The organism is Aeribacillus composti (genome assembly GCF_007827555.1).
Taxonomy (GTDB): Bacteria; Bacillota; Bacilli; order Bacillales; family Aeribacillaceae; genus Aeribacillus; species Aeribacillus composti.
In genome coordinates this window covers 107807-127461 of sequence record NZ_VISS01000004.1, presented here as the reverse complement: position 1 = coordinate 127461, position 19655 = coordinate 107807, and the positions used below count along the sequence as shown (strand labels likewise).

Sequence of the window (19655 nt, the reverse complement as noted above, 5' to 3'; positions counted from 1 at the left end):
TGTCTTTACATATGTTTTGTTATATGTAAACTATATCATATTTTACATAATTGTCATGTTTTTTGTTTTATAAACGAAACATAATATTGTGCCATCGGCATATGAATCCTATAATCGCAATTTCAGACCATCTTTGCAGCGTTTCATTTATTGCAAAAGGTACAATTCCTTGAAATTTCTACTTTCAGAGAAATCCTTAACAACTAAAAAAGATCCACAGAAATCATTTATATATTCTGTAGATCTTCGCCATTTAAAAAGGAATAGGAGACAGCATTTTGTCTATAAAATTTTTATTTTTTGTTTTTTGTCCCATCTTCTACGTTATAGGCTTGACCATATGCTTCACGGGACGGTTCATATAAGTCATGTACATCCGTTCTTCTTTCGAGTTCCGTTTGTTCATGTGTACGTTTTTTGTTTTTAAACCACTTCATTCTTGCTCACCTCTCATATATATCATCATCTTCTTATTTATTGTTGCGAAATTTTTTACGTTTATTCGAAAATATGCATGCCATTCGCCAACCAGTTCTGTTTTTCATTTATAATGAAATTAATCGATTATGTTAGATTGAAGGTGACAGTATGGAGATCGAAGATATTATAAAGAAGGTTAAAAATCATAATCCGACGATAATTGGGATGGATCGTTTAGTAAAATTTGCGGTATTGCTTCCGTTTATGCGAATAAATGATGAAGTTCATTTGTTGTTTGAAGTACGCGCCAAAAAATTAAAAAGGCAGCCCGGCGAGATTTGTTTTCCAGGTGGGAAAGTTGAGCCGACCGATCACGATGCAAAACATACAGCTATTCGCGAAACATCAGAAGAGCTAGGTATTTCAGCCGATATGATTCAGCATGTATATCCGCTTGATTATGTGATGACTGCCTACGGAACGGTTGTTTATCCTTTTGTTGGCATGATCGATCCTGACGCTTCGTTAGAGCCAAACAAAGACGAAGTCGGCGAAGTATTTACAGTTCCTTTTCAATTCTTTTTAGAAACGAAGCCAGAAATTTATGAAGTTCATTTTCGGGCAGAACCTGAAGAAAATTTTCCTTATGAAAGCATCATCGGGGGAAAAAAATATAAATGGAATTCACCGAAAATAGAAGAACATTTTTATTATTATAAAGATAAAGTGATTTGGGGGCTGACAGCCCGGATGATCTACTATTTTATCGATATGCTAAAGAGCGAGCCATCCCTATAATAGTTTTATGGGATGGCTGTTTATTTAAGCTGTACCGTGAAACAATTCTTTTTTCCTCCACCCGCCGAGCCTAAAATATAAAAAGGCGAATAAGCTGGAAATAACAAAGCTGACGCCCATTCCGACACCGATGCCGTCTTCGCCGATCCAATTGGAAAAAAGGTATGTGAGCGGGTAACGCAGCACCCAAAACGAGATGATGTTTAAAATTAAGACTTGCATCATCGCACCAGATCCACGAACAACACCGTTTAACACAAAATTGATGCCAAGAAACGGATAGAAGAAAGCGACGATTTTTAAATAATTCACACCAAATTGCACCGCTTCTTCCTCCTGGATAAATAATTCCACACCAAAACGGGCGAAAAAGAGAATTAGCAATGATATCAAAACCATAATAGCTAAATTATACATCAATCCATATTGAGCAATTTTATAAACTCGATCCCATCGATTTGCACCAATGTTTATGCCTGCCAAGCTGTTGACAGCAGTTCCGAGGGCCATTGCGGGAAGCAAGATAATATTATCGAGCCTCTGAGCAGCGCCGAATCCGGCCAGCGCGTCTTCGCCAAAACTAGCTACAACGCTCATGATCGCCGTCACTCCAGCGGAAATGACCATCATTTGCATGCCGGACGGAACCCCGATTTTTAAAATAAGAGAAACTTCTTCTTTTTTCGGCATACGCGGCCATGTAAAAGGAACTAATTTGTAATGAATCGCCAAATATATTCCGAATAAAAAGGCGATCCCTTGGGAAATCACTGTTGCATAAGCCGCTCCGGCTATGCCGAATTGAAATCCAGAAATAAATAATGGATCTAAAGCGGCATTTAAAAGAACAGCCAAAACAACAAAATAAACCGGGGCTTTGCTTTCTCCAAGCGCACGCATCAATGTCGCCACAAAATTGTAGCCGAATAAGAAAATAATTCCAAGAAAATTAATTCGCAAGTATAAGGATGCATCTGCAACTAAACTGTCAGGTGTTCCAAGCAAAAATAAAATCCGTTCGGCAAAAATAAATCCAAAAACTCCAAGCAAAATCGATAATATAAACAGCGTGACAACAAAGGCATTCACATACCGTTTCAACCCTTGTTCATCGCGTTTTCCTTTTAATTGGGACAAAATCGTTAATGTTGCTTGGTTGATCCCGATTATGAAAGAAAGAATTGTGAAAATGACAGTTCCAGAGAGAGACACCACCCCTAATGCACGAGCCCCCAGCAAGTTTCCAACCCATAAACTGTCAATTATTTGATAAGAAACTTGAAGCAAGTTCGTTAATAAAATAGGCGAGGAAAAAGTGATGAGCTGCTTTAAAATATTTCCTTCTGAGTAATCCGTCTGTTTCATCCAAGAATCACCTTTTTCTTTCATCTTACATTGACGCAGCCTTCGAATAAGCAAAGTGCCGCTCGGTGAAGGATTTACGACCACGTCCTGCTGAGAGCTTTTTTTGAACGAATGGGGCTCTCTTGCTTCCTTACCTTTTATCAAGATTTATTCTTCATATATCATTTTTTTCGTCATGCCGCCGTCAATAATAATATTTTCTCCCGTAATAAAATCGTTGTCGGGATGAGTTAAAAACAAACACGCTCTGGCAATATCATCCGGTTTTCCGACTCGCTTTGCAGGATGCTGTAGATGATCGCGCTCAGTAAGCAGTTCATAGTTGTTCGTTTCAATCCAGCCGGGGCTTATACAATTGACTCTGATTTTGTCTTCCCCCAATGAAATAGCTAAAGCGTGTGTTAAAGCAACGATGCCGCCTTTAGACGCAGCGTACGCTTCCGAATCTTTTTCAGACATGAACGCTCTTGTTGAAGCAATATTAATGATCGAACCTCCCCTTTCATTTTCTCGCATATATTTTGCAGATTCCTTTGCAAATAAAAATACGCTGCGAAGATTTGTTTGTAATATGTCATCCCATTCTTCAACCGTTAGCTCATAAAGAGATTTAAATCTTGAAACACCTGCATTGTTAATCACAATATCGATTCTTCCCGTTGTATGTTTGACCGTTTCTATTAATTTGATGACGTCCTTATGATTTTTGACATCCGTTTTGATAAACGTCGCTCCATATTCCTCAGCTGTTTCCTTTCCTTTTTGTTCATTCACATCCGCTATCACAACTGTTGCTCCTTCTTTTGCATAGGCGGAAACGATCGCTTTCCCGATCCCTTGTGCACCGCCGGTTATAATGACTGTTTTTCCTGCAAAGACCATGTCGATTCCTCCTCTTATCGTTTTTTAAAATCCTGCTCTTGTTTTCGATTACTTCCGTTGGAAATAACAGGGTCAGCCCCACAATATTGAAAATTTTCATTTAAAGATAGACTTTTTTCGTTGAACGCAGAAACCGTCTAAAGATCTTTTATGCAAGCTTTTTCCCTCCTTTTAGCTTCGGCTGCTTAAAAGGTTGGTTTCACCATCTTGTGTTCGAGCTACTAGTTCAATCTGGCTGCAAAGCTGGAAGCTTGCAACCTTCCCCTCCCCTAAATCGAAAAAAGAGTCCCCCTTGAAAAAGATTGACTGTTAGCTCAGAAGACACGCAGCCTGATATAAAAAGATCCACTCTACTCGCCTAAACGGAAGCGAATTAATTTTTTTGTATTGCCTTTTTTCGGCTACAGATTTTTACATTTCTTCAATTTAGTCGCTTTTAGATAGCTCACTCATTTATTATATCATTTATAAACTTAATCAATTGACAACAACGTGCAGCATACATAAAATACAATTAAACAGATCGGAATAAAAGTCAGAAAGGAGATACCTTTGGCAATTAAATTGACAACTGTTTCCATCTTTGTTTTCATGATTATCTCATGGCTGTTTGGCATCTATTCGCTGTCAAAGTTTTACACACCAACAATCATCATCCCGATTTTTAACAATTATTATTGGTCTACTCCATTTGTCGGAATGTTAGGTTTAACTGTTTTCTTTTCCATCGTATCAGTAGCGGCATTTTTTATCTTGAAATATAAAAATTTTAGAAAACGAACCACGATCTATTCTATAGCCTCCATTTTATGGATAGCTATTATCGCTGGGCAATTTAAAATTTTACTGTTTAATCTCGGGATTTGCCATTAACTTTATGATATTATTAAACTTTAACTCATTCTAACTGGACCAGGAGTGAAGAAATTGGAGAAGAAGCTAGAGAAAGCAACATTCGCCGGAGGCTGTTTTTGGTGCATGGTAAAACCTTTTGACCAGTGGGACGGCATTGAGAAAGTCATTTCTGGTTATACGGGCGGGCATGTTGAAAATCCTACTTATGAACAGGTCAAAACAGGGACAACTGGGCATTATGAAGCGGTACAAATCGAATTTGACCCAACGGTGTTCCCATATGATAAGCTCCTTGAAATTTATTGGCAGCAAATCGATCCGACCGATGACGGCGGACAATTCCACGACAGAGGCAGTCAGTACAGGACAGCCATTTTCTATCATTCAAATGAGCAAAAAACGCTGGCAGAACAATCTAAACTCGCCTTAGCCAAAAGCGGAAAATTCAATAAACCGATCGTAACCAAAATTTTACCGGCTGCGCCATTTTACTCAGCAGAAGAATATCATCAAAATTTTTATCAAAAAAATCCAGAAGCATACAAAAAAGATCGGGAAATTTCCGGACGGGATGAATTTTTGCGAAAGCATTGGAAATAAAAATGATTGAAACAGTAAAATCTTACAATAGATTTTACTGTTTTTTTGAATGGCCATCACTGATTATGCATTCATTCAGCTTCCTGATTTCCGGACATCCAAACGCATTTGTGTAAACGATTCCATTTTGTGTGTCAATGCAGCCTCTCACTTCCAAAATGTTACAAACGAAATTTTGAAAACGTTTTACAAAAATGATTGACTATTTTTTTAGCATAACTTATTATTGTAATTGACAAAAAATTACGAATATTACCAAAGAAAGGGGATGGTACAATGGAAACATTCGGAAAGGAGAAAGAACAGGGGGAGCGCATTCTCGATTATGAGAAAATTGTTGCAACGAGCAAATTTCAACAGTTGATTCAAAAAAAGCGGAATTTTATTGTACCCATTATAATCGTTTTTCTCATCACTTACTTTTTATTGCCGATTCTCACGGGTTATACATCCATCTTGGAGCATAAAGCAATCGGATGGATTACATGGACGTGGCTCTATTCGCTTGGTCTTTTTGTCATGGTTTGGGTGTTCGCTACGATGTATGTAAAAAAAGCGGAAACATTTGACCAATTGGCGGAAGAAATTATTGAAGAAAATATAAAATAAAATAAGGGGGCTGCACTTTCATGAGTGTACCAGCATTTATTCTGTTTTTAATCATCCTTTTAGTCACGTTATATATCACGTATTGGGCTGCAAAAAGAACAAAAACCGCAAACGAATTTTATACAGCCGGCGGAGGCTTGACTGGGTGGCAAAATGGACTTGCGATAGCTGGAGACTATTTATCAGCCGCATCATTTCTTGGTATCGCAGGCGCCATCGCATTGAATGGATTTGATGGTTTCTACTACAGCATCGGCTATTTAACCGCATATCTCTTCGTTCTATTCATCGTTGCAGAGCCTCTCAGAAATTTAGGAAAATATACACTCGCAGATATGATCAACTCAAGATTCAGTGAAAGAAAAGTCCGTGCAACAGCTGCTCTTAGTTCCATCACAATTGTTATATTTTATATGATCGCACAGCTTGTTGGTGCAGGTGCACTCATTAAATTGTTATTGGGGATTGAGTATTGGATCGCCGTATTGATCGTTGGAGTCATGATGACCATTTACGTATTATTTGGTGGAATGACTGCAACTAGCTGGGTGCAAATCATAAAGGCTGTATTGCTTATGGCAGGAACGGTCATTATTTCATTCCTTGTTTTATTGAAATTTAACTTTAATATCGTTGGCATGTTTAACGAGATGTCACAAGCGACTCCACACGGTGAAAACTATTTACATTCAGGAATTGTATTTAAAAATCCGCTCGATTTACTTTCAATGATGCTTGCCTTAGTGTTGGGAACGGCAGGGCTTCCTCACATATTAATGCGCTTTTTTACCGTTAAAGATGCACAAACTGCACGTGCGTCAGTAGTTAATGCAACTTGGGTTGTCGGAATCTTTTATGTCATGACAATCTTCTTAGGATTCGGTGCAGCCAAATTTGTCGGTTCAGAAACGATTATAGCCGAAAATCCTGCTGGAAATATGGCGGCGCCGCTGCTTGCGAAAGCACTTGGAGGAGATTTCTTAATGTCCTTTGTTTCTGCAGTAGCTTTTGCAACAATATTAGCTGTTGTTGCAGGTTTAGTTTTGTCTGGTGCGTCCGCATTCGCGCACGACATTTATGGACAGATCATTAAAAAAGGAAAAGCTACGGAAAGACAGCAAGTGTTAGCTGCAAGATGGGCTTCTGTAGGCGTTGCCGCATTTTCAATCCTGCTAGCCCTTGGCGCTCAATCATTAAATGTTGCATTTCTTGTGTCTCTTGCGTTTTGTGTAGCAGCAAGCGCTAATTTGCCCGTCATTGTTTATACGATTTATTGGAAAAAATTTAACACTGCCGGAGCGGTCACTGCCATGCTGGCTGGTTTAATTACAGCGATTGTATTAGTGTCAATCAGCCCAAATGTCATTCATCCTGAAGCTGGAAAAGCCTTTTTTGTCGGCGATCCTATTTTCCCGCTGACAAACCCAGCGCTCATATCAGTACCAGCAGGTTTTATCGGTGGTTTGATTGGTACGCTTGTTTCCGCCAAGCGGGATGAGAAAAAATATGCTGAAGTGACGTTTAAAGCCAATACTGGATATAAAGAAGCCGAAATGTAAGCGCTTGAAAAATAGATGAAGGGGGTGTCTGATAAGTCGTTTTTACGGCTTATTGACGCCCCCATTAATGTTTTAGAAACGTTGATATATCGGTGTTGTTTTCAATGGCGATTTGACTTTCTGGACAGCCCCCTTCAACTTTAAAACATGAAAAAGCCCATTTGAAATCATTAAAAAATGGGCTTTCATAATTTCATAATGAAAAAAACAATCCGTTCTCGTGCTTCTTCTGAATCCTTTCTCTGTTTTATATGCGTCAAAACGAGATGAGCAGATCTTTGTTTCACACTTTCTGTATGTTGCTTCCCCTCATCTTTCCAGCAGTATTGGATCAGAAAAATTCGCCAAATCAAGTGAGATCATCTGAAAAATGCTAGCAAGACGCGGCAGTCGCGTCTTTCTAGAAATATGTGCAGCTATGAATAATATAGGAAAATCTGTCCAATTTTTAATTTTTTGAAAAAGGGGGCGGTTAGTGACGTCAAATTTTCATAATGCCGCCTGTGCTAGCAGATGTAACCAGTTTGGAATAGCGAGCTAAGTAACCGGTTTTCACTTTTGGCTCAAAGCCTTTCCATTCCGCTTTTCGTTTGTTCCATTCCTCTTCTTTAACATGCACATCAATCGTCCGTTTTTCAATATCGATCACAATACGGTCTCCTTCTTTTACAAAGGCAATCGGTCCGCCTTCCGCAGCTTCAGGTGATACGTGGCCAATCGATAAACCGCGGGATGCACCGGAGAAACGTCCATCCGTGATGAGAGCAACTTTCGGTCCAAGACCCATCCCAACAATTTGTGATGTCGGCGCAAGCATTTCAGGCATTCCCGGGCCTCCTTTAGGACCTTCGTAGCGAATGATGACAACATCCCCTTCTTTTACTTTTCCTTTCGCAATTCCTTCAAGCGCTTCCTCTTGAGAATCAAAAATTACGGCAGGGCCGTCAAAATGAGTGATTCCTCCTTGAACGCCGCCTGTTTTAATGATAGCGCCATCTGGAGCTAGGCTTCCAAATAATACGGCAAGTCCGCCTTTTTCAGAAAACGGATTATCAATTGGGCGAATAACGTTGTAATCTTTTACTTCGCATCCGGCAATATTTTCACCGAGCGTTTTTCCTGTTACCGTCATGCAGTCTAAATGAAGAGTTCCTTCTTTTTTCGTCAACTCATTTAATACGGCGGAAACTCCTCCAGCTGCATGTAAATCTTCAATATGAACATCAGATGCCGGCGCAAGCTTTGCTAAATGAGGCACTCTTTCCGCCACTTCATTGATCCGTTCAAGCGGATAATCAACGCCTGCTTCATTGGCAAGGGCTAAAGTATGCAAGACCGTGTTGGTCGAACCGCCTAACGCCATATCTAAAGCAAATGCGTTATCAATTGCTTTTTCCGTCACAATATCACGAGGTTTTAAATCCATTTCGATCAATTTCATTAATTGTTTTGCCGTTTGTTTGACAAGTTCTTTCCGTTCAGGCGAAACAGCTAAAATCGTTCCGTTCCCAGGCAGGGCCAAACCTAATGCTTCAGACAAACAGTTCATTGAGTTTGCTGTAAACATGCCTGAACAAGATCCGCAAGTCGGACAGCCGTACATTTCAAGTTCTTTTAATCCGTTTTCATCTATTTTTCCTGATTGATAAGCTCCTACTCCTTCAAAAACTGAAGATAGGGAAATTTTCCGGCCGTCGCTTGTTCTTCCGGCAGCCATCGGTCCTCCGCTGACAAAAATCGTCGGAATGTTAATCCTCATAGCTGCCATCAACATACCAGGCGTAATTTTGTCGCAGTTCGGAATGCAGACCATGCCGTCAAACCAGTGTGCATTGACGACTGTTTCAACAGAATCAGCAATAATTTCTCGGCTTGGCAGTGAATAGCGCATGCCGATATGCCCCATTGCAATTCCGTCATCGACACCGATCGTATTAAATTCAAATGGCACGCCGCCAGCTTCGCGAATCGCTTCTTTTACAAGCTTTCCAAATTCTTGTAAGTGAACATGGCCTGGAATAATGTCCACATATGAATTAACAACCGCAATAAACGGTTTATCAAAATCTTCTTCTTTTACACCAGCTGCGCGCAACAAGCTTCGATGCGGTGCACGGTCAAACCCTTTCTTGATCATGTTGCTGCGTAATTGCGCCAAAATAAATCCCCCCGCTTTTAATTCCTTTTTTAATTTTCAATTAATTTTAATATTTAAATATTATACTACTATTTTATTTTTTTCACAAAGGTTTTTATTATGGCCTTTTTCATTAAAAAAAAGAGGAATCGTATGCGCCGCTTCCTCTTGTCATTGCAAATAATCAATCTCCATCAAACAAATCCCCAATTCCGCCTAAAATGCTGCCTTCATCTTTGCCTCCACTTTGCGCGGCCAAAACTCTGTCAGCTAAACGGCTGAAGGGCAATGATTGCACCCAAACAGAACCCGGTCCACGTACGGTTGCGAAAAACAGACCTTCGCCGCCAAAGAATGCCGTTTTCACTTTGCCGACAAATTCGATATTGTAATCAACATCTTTTGTCATTGCTACTAAACAGCCTGTATCAATTTTAAGTTTTTCTCCTGGGAGCAAATCCTTCTGGATAATCGTTCCGCCTGCATGAAGAAAAGCTAATCCATCTCCCTCAAGCTTCTGCATAATAAACCCTTCACCGCCGAAAAATCCTGTCCCTAATTTCCGTTGAAATTCAACTCCGACGGAAACCCCTTTTGCAGCGCAAAGAAATGAATCCTTTTGACAAATGACCTTCCCGCCGAATTCCTTTAAATCAAGCGGAATAATTTTTCCGGGATACGGAGCGGCAAAGGAAACATGTTTTTTTTCCATCTGATGATTTGTAAACACTGTCATAAATAAGCTTTCTCCAGTAATCAAACGCTTCCCTGCGCCAACAAGTTTACCTAATAAACCTTTTGATTGATTACTTCCGTCACCAAATACTGTTTCCATTTCAATACCATCGTCCATCATCATCATGGCGCCGGCTTCTGCTATGGCGCTTTCGCCAGGATCAAGTTCAATTTCGACAAATTGCATATCGTCTCCATGAAGTTTGTATTCAATTTCATGAGCGACCATAGTTTCACCCCAATAATTGTAATTTTTTGAATATGTAATATACTCATCATAGCTCTTTTTCATCCATATTGCCATAATTTTTTTAAGAATCTCTATGACCATAGAACCAGTGCATAATACCACTTTGAGCAATCCGTTCGATTTCTTTTTTCAATCGGGCTTCGGTGCAATATGAATGTTTTGTCCTAGGCAAGGAAAAAGAATTGCTTGCAGCAAAAAAGCCAAAGGATTAACGGCTGCTCAGTTAAACGATATATCTACTTCATTTGCAAAATGCAGATGTAAAATAAAGTTTGATAAATAATCGTCTTATATAAAATTGAAAGTTTGATCAAACATCCTGTTTATATAGGATTTATCCTTTAAAAAAGCAAAACAGAATTTGATCGAATTTTATCGATTTAGGAGCGAGAAAATCAGCCTCTAAATCCGAAAAAACTAACGAGGTATTGGTACAGCTCGAACAGTTCATACAGGGCTGACCAGTTTATAAAGATAATATAAAAGTTTATTGATGAAATTATCTGAGTAATAGATTTTCGAATAAACTAACATCACTGGATATGGAATATTCGTTCTGGATCGCTGCTGAAATAATTTCGCAGAAGCAATTTGAGAAATTTTAGATAATACCGATAAACAGTTTCTACTTCATAGGTATACTGTTGCCCGTGATTTTATTAGTATTAAGCGGCTTTCTACAGTATCGTAATCGTATGAGAATGTGCATTGAACCCAAATGAGGAAAAATGAAAAAACGGTTGGATTTCTGCTGATCATTTCTGTAATTGCCATTTCCTTTGCAGCAATCTTCGCCAGGTGGTCGGTAGCATCGGCAACTATACTAAGTATGTATCCCATGTATTTAGCCTCTATATTATTGTTGCCAAATAATCTATGTAAATAGGAAAGAGTTTAGTAAGATTTCCAAAAAGGAATGGCTGATTTTATTAGCTGCAGGTGTTTTTCTAGCCTTACATTTTGCTTTGTGGTTTGAATCTTTGAAACTGACAACAGTGGCCAGTTCGACGATAATACTTTCTTTGCAGTTCTATAGTCGCTTTGTTAGGAGGATTTTTAATTTGCAAAGAAAGAACAACTATTTCAACTTTAATCGCTATCGTGATTTCAATTATAGGAGTAGTTATGGTTGGATGGGGTGATTTTGGGCTTAATCGCCAATCAGTCATTATTGGTGATATTTTTAAGTGTTTTGGCAATTGTTTGTTATTTATTAATCGGACAAAATACGGTAAAGCTGATTTCTCATTGGATTTACAGTTTTTTTGCAGTTACTTTAACGATTTAAACCTTTTTGCGAATGTACCCATCAGCGGTTATGATTCAAAGGAATGGGGAATTTTTTTTGTTGCTGGCAATAGTCCCTACAATCGCCCATGTAATATATAATTTTTTATTAAAGTATGTAAACTCAGCCACTATCTCGATGAGTGTTTTATTTGAACCTAAAGGAGCTACAATTTTAGCGGCAATCCTATTAGGTGAAACTGTTGTCGGTTTGCAGATTGCAGGCGGCTTCTTTGTTTTATTAGGTGTATTTTTATTTTTACTTCAACAAAGGAAAGCAGCTGCAAATGAATCTTATCGTGCAAATAATATAGAATGATTTCTTGTCTTTGATAAAAATTCCTATGTAAAGCTGGAGAATAGTATGTGAAACATACACTTCAACAATTCGGGGCTTTAGTTGAAAACATCTGAGCCTTCATCGTAAAAAAATTAAAGATTGAAGAGAGCTTTTTCGCCAAAAACAAATGCTCAATCCCTATCATGTGCAGAACTTCCATTTTCGGATTCTCACTTATTTGATCACATTTACTTTCTCTGCAGCCTTGAAAGGCTGTAATCATAAATATCTTCATGTCAACATAAAGTAGGGCATCGAAACTTCCAGCGCTCAAAACAATTGATGTCCTCCCCCTCCTAGCTTTATTCAGTTAACTTTTTCCAATACTAATTCAAGACAAATCCGAGCATTCGCTCCTAAATTGCTCGTCATTCTTTGTCGATAACTTTTACGGTCGTAAAATCGGCAAAATAATGGAGCCCTGAACAGCTCGGAATTTTCAGATCTATCAATCAACATCAAGTCCGTTGTTCCTCTAAAAGCCGTTTATGAATCCAAATCGCTGCTTGGATTCCATCCCCCATTGCGATTGCAGCTTGTTCCGAGTGAGCCGCAACGTCTCCGGCTGCCCAAACATTTTGGACGCTCGTTTCTTTCGTCCGTGCATGGATGACTAGATGCTTATTTTCTAATCGCTCGGCGCCGAGCTGAGCGGCAAGATCTGAATGAACGCGATTGCCGCCAAATCCGAGGAAGCCTCTATCCGCGAAAAGGCGTCTTCCGCTTTCCAATTCAACTCCCTTAAACCATTCACCGTCTCTCATCACTTTCGTTAACCGTTCTTTTATGTATTCGATATTTTTATTAGAAAGTTCATTTTTTAATGCAGCATTAATTTCTTCTCCATCATGATTCACGTACTGAATGTCTTTCGTCCAGTACGTTAGTGAGAGAGCCAGCTTCGCTCCTGCTTTTCCTGCCCCCATTACAATGACCGATTTCCCATCTACTTCATATCCATCGCAATCAGGGCAAACATATACCGAAATGCCTAAACAATGCTTTATTTCTGACAGCACTTCTGGTATGCGGTCGGTAACCCCTGTTGCAATCAGCAATTTTTTTGTTTTGTATATGCTGCGATCGTCCGTTTCGATAAGGAAATCTTTTCCTTGCTTTTCGACTTTTGCTGCCAGCTTTTTCAAAAATTTTACTCCGTATTTTTCTGCATGTTCTCTTCCAAGAGTACGCAGTGTCTGTCCGCTTACCCCGTCAGGCCACCCTAACAAATTATGATAGCTTCTGCATAGCGTCGATCTTCCGTTCATCTTGTCGATGACTAAAACATTATGTTTATACCTTCCAAGCATAATGGCCGCAGATAAACCGGCGATCCCGCCGCCAACAATGATGCAATCGTATGTTTTCACTTTTCCACCCTTTCAGTCAACCTTGCAAAAAAGGCGTTAATGTTTTGATCATTTCAGCTAATTTTTTTCTATTTCTTACATACATGTTTTTTGCTTCCGTATTTTCAGTTTGCAGAGCGTATAATTCAAAATCTGCCTCCACTTTTTTAAGGGATGAAAGTAGAAGCTGTTTTTCAACAGGTTCAGGCACTTTTACTTTATCATCATATAAATCAACAGTGAGTTGTCCATATGAATCGACTTGGGCTAAAAAAACATTCTCGACGGCGACTCCTAATTGATCGAGTTTTTCTTTCAGCCATCTTCGATTCAAACCGGTCGTTGAAAGAGCTTCGTCCATAATTTTTCCGTCCATTATGACGGTTTGCGGTTCTTTAACAGGGGCAACGTTCGTTTTGATATCTCCTACCGTTATAGGCTGTTTTTCTTTTTTTAGCAAAATACTCAGTTCACCAGTAGTTTCCAAAATAGCAAATTCCACATCACTGGCATGATGGACATTATTTTTCCTCAATTGTTCCAACAAAGCGGCCAAAGGATATTTTTCTTTCTTTAAATTTTCCTCCATGATTTTTCCGTTTTTAATAAAAACGGTCGGTTTTCCTTCAATAAATTGCTGAAACGACGGACTTTTCATGGAAATGAATGAAATAATAACCGGAATCATCACCCATATGGCAATGCTGATAATACCGTTTGTTAAATTTAAATTCGTATCCATTGACAGTGTCCCGGCAATGTCACCAATGGTAATGCCGACGACGTATTCAAAAAAGGAAAGCTTGGAAAGCTGTTTTTTTCCCAATAGTTTGGAAATGAAAAATAATCCAGCTATTATGGCAAGTGAACGAATAATGACTTCAACCCACTCTGGCATGTTCATCCCTCTTTTCAAAAGCCTTTATACTCAGGTTCCTCAAACTCCAGCTCTCCAATTCGAGACTTTACATCATTGATAATTTCTTCAGATATTAACATGTTTTCGTGAAAAACTCGTTTCGTTTCTTCATCAGTTGACGTAATGGCCAAGTTTTGCAATCCCGCATGAATGCTTTTTAAACTGGCCAGCGTTTGCTTGACCTGTGATGCTACTGTCAATTCAATCACCCCTTCGGTTTAAATAAAAGCGCTCCGATAAAACCAAAAATAATAGCTGCTGAAATACCGGAGCTAGTCACTTCAAACATACCTGTTAAAACGCCGATCAATCCATGTTTTTCTGCTTCTTGCAACGCTCCATGAACGAGAGAATTTCCGAAGCTTGTAATCGGAATGGTTGCACCTGCACCCGCAAAATCGATAAATGGTTCATAAAGCCCGAAACCGTCCAAGATGGCTCCAATCACGACAAACGTACTTAATGTATGAGCAGGTGTTAAATGAAACACATCAAACATGATCTGTCCAATTACACAAATTAATCCGCCTATGACAAACGCCCAAAAAAATGACGCAACCAAATGTTTCACCCCCTGAATTCAATGGACACAGCGTGTGCAATGCACGGAATGGTTTCATTTTGCTGGAACGTTAGCGGAGAAAGCAGCGCCCCAGTTGCGACAGCGAGAATTCGCTTCAGCTCGCCTTTTTTCATCCGATTTAATAAATGGCCGTATACGACAATTGCCGAGCAGCCCGCCCCGCTTGCACCGGATAAAACTGGTTGTCCTTCCCGATAAATCATTAAACCGCAATCCTGAAATTTTTCCTCATCCATTTGAACTCCATTTTTTTCAAATAATTCAAGAGCGACGTTGCGTCCGATTTTTCCTAAGTCGCCTGTTACAATTAAATCATAGTAGTCCGCATCAATATTTAAATCGCGGAAATGCGCTTCTATCGTATCAACTGCTGCCGGCGCCATCGCACCGCCCATATTAAACGGATCAGACATGCCTAAATCGACCACTCTGCCAATCGTTGCCGAGGTCACGGCAGGTCCTTTCCCTTCATTGCTTAACAAAGCAGCTCCTGCACCCGTGACTGTCCACTGTGCAGTCGGTGGCTTTTGCCCACCGTACTCGGTCGGATAGCGAAATTGTTTTTCGATTGCCGTATTATGGCTGGCCGCACCAGTCAGTAAATATTTTGCTCCGCCGTAATTGACGATAAATGCGCTTAATGCCAGCCCTTCCATCGACGTAGAACAAGCGCCGAAAATGCCGAGATAAGGAACGCCGAACGTTCTTGCTGCAAAGCTGGACGGGGTGATTTGATTCACTAAATCTCCGGAAATAATAAATTCCACCTGTTCTTTTTCAATGTTTCCTTTTTCTATTGCTTTGTAAAACGCTTCTTCAAAAAGCACTTTATGAGCTTTTTCATAAGAGTCCTCACCCAACCACAAATCTTCGTGAAGAAGATCAAAATCGTCGGCTAGTCTGCCATTTGCTTCAAACGGCCCGCCAACGGTAGCGGTTGAAATGATCACGGGTTGATTATGAAATACCCAAGTGCGATGTCCTTTCAGCATTTCAAAAACCACCCCATTTAATTAAAATCGTTTTGATTAAAGCAACTACAAATGCAGAAAATGTTCCAAATAAAATAACAGATCCGGCCAATTTAAACATGTTCCCGCCTACACCGAGGACAAATCCTTCTGTTCGGTGCTCAATCGCTGCAGAAATAACAGCATTTCCGAACCCTGTGACTGGTACAGCGCTTCCGGCACCGCCAAATTGAGCAATCCGGTCGTAAACACCAAATCCGGTCAAAAGCATAGATAAAAAAATCATCGTGGCAACAGTCGGATTTCCAGCGGTTTGTTGAGTAAAATGAAAAAAGTACATGTAAAAAAACTGTATCGCTTGTCCGATGGAGCAAATAATTCCACCGACTAAAAAGGCTCGTAAACAGTTTTGGACAACAGGTCTTTTCGTTTCATTTTTTTTCTCCAATTGATAGTATTCCTGCATGATTTTCGTTTGAAGTTTTCTTTGCTCATTCGCCATCGAAAACACCTTCTTATGTTTCTTCTCTGCTCAATTGAATAATGTTTTCCACTTTCTTGTTCATTTCACGCTTGTCCAGATTTTCCAGTTTGTTAATTAATTTTTCTGTTTCCCAATAAATTTTCATGTCGCTTGAAACGGTGACATCATAATCTCGGAAAGATTTTTTTAATTTTTTTTCAATTGTTTTTTCCTTTTGTTTTAATTGAAACCGTTTCATATGATCTAATTGAAAAGCAAGCAATAGCTTGCGGTCTGTATTGACGCTTATGGCTTTGGGAACTCCATCATAGCTTTCCGCTATTTCCTCCGCCTTTTTCGCGACCTTTTGATTAAAAGGAGCGTTCTTCGTCGAATAATTGATTTTTGTCGGTTGTTCTAAAGTCGGATCGACCATATCGTTCTGTTGGCATGCTGAGAAAACAAAAAGGAAAGTGAAAAAGAATATAAAATGTTTCATCCTGACCAGCTCACTCTTATTTGTGATGTGTTGAAAAGGTTGGTAAATACCAACCTTTACTGTTGTTTATATTGAGGCTCTTCATTCTGGATTTGCTGCAAGCGGGTATTAATCAAATCAACAATTGACTGTGTTTGCTGCGCAGCCTGTTGATAAATCTGTTTTGCTTGCTTGTTTTCCGTTTGCAGTGCAAACGTTTCAAAGCTTGCTTGAGCACTTTTTAATCCTGCTAATGTTTGTTGAACTTGAGTTGAAACTGTCAATGTCAATTCCTCCTTTTTGTTGTTACAAGTTTAATATTTCCTAAATGCCCAAAAGTAAAAAAGGGATGTTCTTCCCTTATATCCATTTTATTCCGTATTATTATTTTGATTTTTCAGGCATAATGACAGCAGGTGCCGAACCAGTCCCGCCGCTGTTGTAAAACTGCGGAACTTTTCCTTCAATAAATAAATCACCAATTTTCACTGAATTTTCTATTTCCATATCTTTTGAAATCGAAGGAATAATGACGTTAATTTTAACTAAAATGTCCATATAAATTTCTAAATAAGCGTTATTAATGCCAATTTCCTTATATTTTGTGCTAATTTCTGAATTAACTGAACCAATAAGTTCAAAGCGTACGGGAACTTCAGGACCTAAATGGGAGATGAGCGCATTGTTTGTTATTAATCCGAGTGGAATATGATAAACCAGGCCTTTTCCATCTGGGTTTTGATTGACGGGGATGCCGTCTTCCGATTCAACCTCCACATTCCCATCCAAATATTGCTGAATATAAACGGTCGCATCTGAAATAAGACGGTTATAAATTTGGGAATTAAAGCTGTAAGTCGCCGTTTCGTCTGATTTCTTTTCATGAATAATGATCAATTCCTTCATATCAAGTTTTTCTGCTATTTTTTTCGAAACAGCATCATGAATTGCATGTTCGGCAATTTGCCTCGTCTTTGTTTCCGCTATTCTGACCAATGTCGGTTCAATAATGGCATTGATCAGCCATAAGCTGTATGCTGTCAAAACATTGAAAATGACAAATGTAATTAAAAAAACATATTTAGCCGGCAGAGGGCCGCGTCTTCGTCGTCTTCTGAATTTTCGGTACAAAAGAATTTCCCTCCCTTTGTACCAATATATGTAGAAAAGAAAGCTGATTAGAAGCTAAAATAAAATTGGAATCAACTGTAACTAATAAAGAATCGTGAAAAAACAATACTATAACTGTTGGAAGATGTTCTTCCAAACACAACTTAGGAAGAGGTGCTTTTATAATGAGAAAAATGGGGTCCCTCTTCAAAATGGGAAAAAAAGGCTCCATGTTTCCTAAGAACCGGCAAAGAAACAGCATGATGTGGATTTCTTTAGTCGGTTTGGGGGCTGCAGCATTATACGGATTTGGCAGACGACAAAACTTATTCGCTAACATCATCAAACCGCTGCAACAAAAATTTGCAAACAGTCAAATTCAACAAATCATGCCAAACCGATAAAAGAAAACGGCCGATTTTCTTTCTCTTATTTGAAAGAAAATCGGCTTTTTTTGTAATATGTGTCAGTTGCAACTTTTTCACCCCATCGCTGTTCTAGATTTTCCATCGATTTGTGAATTTTCTTCTCCAGCTTCTAATAAAAAGAAAAGGCAACCAATCCATTGAGTTCCTTTGAAAAATTTGTATAATAGAGTAGTTGGTAATTGTTCGAGTATCTAAATATTTTTGTTTTTACGATGCAGGAGGTGCCATCAAATCCATGAAGGATTCTGCCGTTCATACCGCCAAGCCGCCGCTTTGGACAAAATCATTCATTTTGTTAATTATCGGAAATTTATTTATTTTTATGAGCTTTCAAATGCTTTTGCCTACTTTGCCGCCGCAAGCGAAAGCAATTGGAGCATCGGACATTGAAATCGGGCTTGTTACAACCCTTTTTTCCATCGCTGCTGTTGTCATTCGACCGCTCATTGGTTTTCTTCTTGAATCAGCGAAACGAAAATGGCTCGTTATAACTGGAGCTGTAGGCTTACTCTTTTTAACCCTTTCATACTCGCTTACATCGATTGTTTTTTTATTTTTAATTGTCCGCCTCCTTCACGGTTTTGCCTGGGGCTGGTCAACAACAGCAAATGGAACGGCAGCTGTTGAATTGGTTCCAACGAAACGCCTCGGAGAAGGAATGGGCTATTATGGTTTATCTATCACCATTGGGATGATCATCGCTCCTAGTTTTGGCATTTTGCTTTTTCAACATTTAGGATTCCAGCCGCTCATCATCGGTTCCGCCATTTTCGGTGTCATATCGATTATCGCCCTTTCATTAGTTCAATACAAAACGCCAAAGTCTGTTTTAGAAAAATCAATGCATGTAAAGGATTTTTCTTTTTTTCGCTCACTCATTGATAAACATGGGGCGTTTCCTGCACTGATTACATTATTATCAGCTTTCGGTTATGGGGGAATTGTCACGTTTATCGTCATATTCGGCCAAGAAAGAGGGATCGATCAAATCTTCTTATACTACTTATGTAATGCGTTGGCGGCAACTGCTGTACGACCAATTTCAGGAAGGTGGTTTGATCGAAGCGGTCCTTGGCTTCTTGCCATTGTTTGCTCATTCTTAACATTTATCGCCTTTTGGGTTTTATCTTTCACATACTCAGTCGGAATGCTTGTTTTAGCTGGTATTTTATTTGGCGCCGGTTTTGGGTCACTGCTTCCTGTTTTGCAATCATGGGTGCTTTCTAAAACACCTGCCGATCGGAGAGGAGTCGCAAACGGAATGTATTATTCAGCATTGGATGGAGGAATAGGAATAAGTGCGGTTTTTCTAGGCTTCTTATCATCCTATGTTGATTTAGGAACGATTTTTCAATTATCAAGCATTTGTTTTTTCATTGTTATTCTGCTAGTTTTAATTGATTATTTAAAAGAGAAAAAGAAAACGGAAAAGCGGGAAAACCAGCAAGTTCATGCCAAATCGTTTTCGTAACGAGCATTGACAGATTCAAAGCTTGCGACTCCCGCGCCCGTTTCGC

The 19655-nt window shown here is 39.3% G+C and carries 22 protein-coding genes and 1 pseudogene; 8 read left to right on the top strand and 15 right to left on the bottom strand.

Going from position 1 to position 19655, the window contains the following annotated elements:
• Positions 1-293: 293 nt before the first annotated feature.
• Positions 294-437: a hypothetical protein gene (locus FB379_RS18430; protein WP_158640157.1), complete on the bottom strand. Its 144-nt coding sequence runs from the start codon at positions 435-437 to the stop codon at positions 294-296.
• A gap of 151 nt (positions 438-588) precedes the next feature.
• On the opposite strand from FB379_RS18430, the gene FB379_RS03570 reads away from it, so the two are divergent.
• The gene (locus tag FB379_RS03570) at positions 589-1218 is read left to right on the top strand and encodes an NUDIX hydrolase (protein WP_144597011.1); all 630 of its coding nucleotides are present in this window, start codon (positions 589-591) and stop codon (positions 1216-1218) included.
• Positions 1219-1242: 24 nt separating this feature from the next.
• On the opposite strand, the gene FB379_RS03565 is transcribed toward FB379_RS03570, so the two are convergent.
• Together FB379_RS03565 and FB379_RS03560 are read right to left on the bottom strand one after the other, a co-directional pair.
• Positions 1243-2583: an MATE family efflux transporter gene (locus FB379_RS03565; protein ID WP_063389603.1), complete on the bottom strand. Its 1341-nt coding sequence runs from the start codon at positions 2581-2583 to the stop codon at positions 1243-1245.
• Between the two features lie 147 nt (positions 2584-2730).
• On the bottom strand, positions 2731-3465 hold the full coding sequence (locus FB379_RS03560; RefSeq protein WP_066246619.1) for an SDR family NAD(P)-dependent oxidoreductase: 735 nt from the start codon (positions 3463-3465) through the stop codon (positions 2731-2733).
• Positions 3466-4017: 552 nt separating this feature from the next.
• Here FB379_RS03560 and FB379_RS03555 point away from each other — a divergent pair.
• From FB379_RS03555 to FB379_RS03540, 4 genes are all read left to right on the top strand, one after another.
• Positions 4018-4338: a hypothetical protein gene (locus tag FB379_RS03555; protein WP_130157230.1), complete on the top strand. Its 321-nt coding sequence runs from the start codon at positions 4018-4020 to the stop codon at positions 4336-4338.
• Positions 4339-4392: 54 nt separating this feature from the next.
• On the top strand, positions 4393-4920 hold the full coding sequence (gene msrA, locus FB379_RS03550) for a peptide-methionine (S)-S-oxide reductase MsrA (RefSeq protein ID WP_144597009.1): 528 nt from the start codon (positions 4393-4395) through the stop codon (positions 4918-4920).
• A 276-nt stretch (positions 4921-5196) separates the two neighbouring features.
• Positions 5197-5529, top strand: coding sequence for a DUF485 domain-containing protein (locus FB379_RS03545; RefSeq protein ID WP_063389591.1), 333 nt, complete (start codon positions 5197-5199; stop codon positions 5527-5529).
• A 20-nt stretch (positions 5530-5549) separates the two neighbouring features.
• A complete protein-coding gene (locus FB379_RS03540) occupies positions 5550-7088 on the top strand; it encodes a solute symporter family protein (protein ID WP_094245693.1) in 1539 nt (512 codons plus the stop codon).
• Positions 7089-7569: 481 nt separating this feature from the next.
• On the opposite strand, the gene ilvD is transcribed toward FB379_RS03540, so the two are convergent.
• The 3 genes from ilvD to FB379_RS18700 all read right to left on the bottom strand — a co-directional run bounded on the left by ilvD (position 7570) and on the right by FB379_RS18700 (position 11050).
• Positions 7570-9246, bottom strand: a complete 1677-nt coding sequence (gene ilvD, locus FB379_RS03535) for a dihydroxy-acid dehydratase (RefSeq protein WP_063389594.1) — start codon at positions 9244-9246, stop codon at positions 7570-7572.
• A gap of 163 nt (positions 9247-9409) precedes the next feature.
• Positions 9410-10189 carry a TIGR00266 family protein gene (locus FB379_RS03530; protein ID WP_063389744.1) on the bottom strand — a complete coding sequence of 260 codons (780 nt, stop codon included), beginning with the start codon at positions 10187-10189 and terminating at the stop codon, positions 9410-9412.
• A gap of 651 nt (positions 10190-10840) precedes the next feature.
• On the bottom strand, positions 10841-11050 hold the full coding sequence (locus FB379_RS18700; RefSeq protein ID WP_242009282.1) for a hypothetical protein: 210 nt from the start codon (positions 11048-11050) through the stop codon (positions 10841-10843).
• On the opposite strand from FB379_RS18700, the pseudogene FB379_RS03525 reads away from it, so the two are divergent.
• Positions 11040-11816 (top strand): annotated as a pseudogene (locus FB379_RS03525) (DMT family transporter). The gene FB379_RS18700 and the pseudogene FB379_RS03525 overlap by 11 nt on opposite strands.
• A 479-nt stretch (positions 11817-12295) precedes the next feature.
• Here the strand turns inward: FB379_RS03525 and FB379_RS03520 are convergent.
• From FB379_RS03520 to yunB, 9 genes are all read right to left on the bottom strand, one after another.
• Positions 12296-13207, bottom strand: coding sequence for an NAD(P)/FAD-dependent oxidoreductase (locus tag FB379_RS03520; protein ID WP_144597008.1), 912 nt, complete (start codon positions 13205-13207; stop codon positions 12296-12298).
• Between the two features lie 16 nt (positions 13208-13223).
• A complete protein-coding gene (locus tag FB379_RS03515) occupies positions 13224-14084 on the bottom strand; it encodes a DUF421 domain-containing protein (RefSeq protein WP_144597006.1) in 861 nt (286 codons plus the stop codon).
• Between the two features lie 14 nt (positions 14085-14098).
• Positions 14099-14305, bottom strand: a complete 207-nt coding sequence (locus tag FB379_RS03510; protein WP_063389730.1) for a DUF1657 domain-containing protein — start codon at positions 14303-14305, stop codon at positions 14099-14101.
• Positions 14306-14310: 5 nt separating this feature from the next.
• Entirely contained in the window at positions 14311-14667 is a 357-nt protein-coding gene (gene spoVAE, locus FB379_RS03505) for a stage V sporulation protein AE (RefSeq protein WP_063389729.1), read from the bottom strand.
• Positions 14668-14672: 5 nt separating this feature from the next.
• Positions 14673-15680, bottom strand: a complete 1008-nt coding sequence (gene spoVAD, locus FB379_RS03500) for a stage V sporulation protein AD (RefSeq protein ID WP_063389728.1) — start codon at positions 15678-15680, stop codon at positions 14673-14675.
• A gap of 1 nt (position 15681) precedes the next feature.
• Positions 15682-16161, bottom strand: a complete 480-nt coding sequence (gene spoVAC, locus FB379_RS03495; protein WP_063389727.1) for a stage V sporulation protein AC — start codon at positions 16159-16161, stop codon at positions 15682-15684.
• A gap of 13 nt (positions 16162-16174) precedes the next feature.
• Complete coding sequence (locus tag FB379_RS03490) at positions 16175-16621, bottom strand: YhcN/YlaJ family sporulation lipoprotein (protein ID WP_063389726.1); 447 nt, start codon at positions 16619-16621, stop codon at positions 16175-16177.
• Positions 16622-16677: 56 nt separating this feature from the next.
• On the bottom strand, positions 16678-16884 hold the full coding sequence (locus FB379_RS03485; protein ID WP_066246606.1) for a DUF1657 domain-containing protein: 207 nt from the start codon (positions 16882-16884) through the stop codon (positions 16678-16680).
• A 100-nt stretch (positions 16885-16984) separates the two neighbouring features.
• On the bottom strand, positions 16985-17731 hold the full coding sequence (gene yunB, locus FB379_RS03480) for a sporulation protein YunB (RefSeq protein ID WP_063389724.1): 747 nt from the start codon (positions 17729-17731) through the stop codon (positions 16985-16987).
• Between the two features lie 164 nt (positions 17732-17895).
• Between yunB and FB379_RS03475 the strand changes: the two genes are divergently transcribed.
• A complete protein-coding gene (locus tag FB379_RS03475) occupies positions 17896-18114 on the top strand; it encodes a hypothetical protein (RefSeq protein ID WP_063389723.1) in 219 nt (72 codons plus the stop codon).
• A 259-nt stretch (positions 18115-18373) separates the two neighbouring features.
• Positions 18374-19609, top strand: coding sequence for an MFS transporter (locus FB379_RS03470; protein WP_144597004.1), 1236 nt, complete (start codon positions 18374-18376; stop codon positions 19607-19609).
• Positions 19610-19655: the final 46 nt, after the last annotated feature.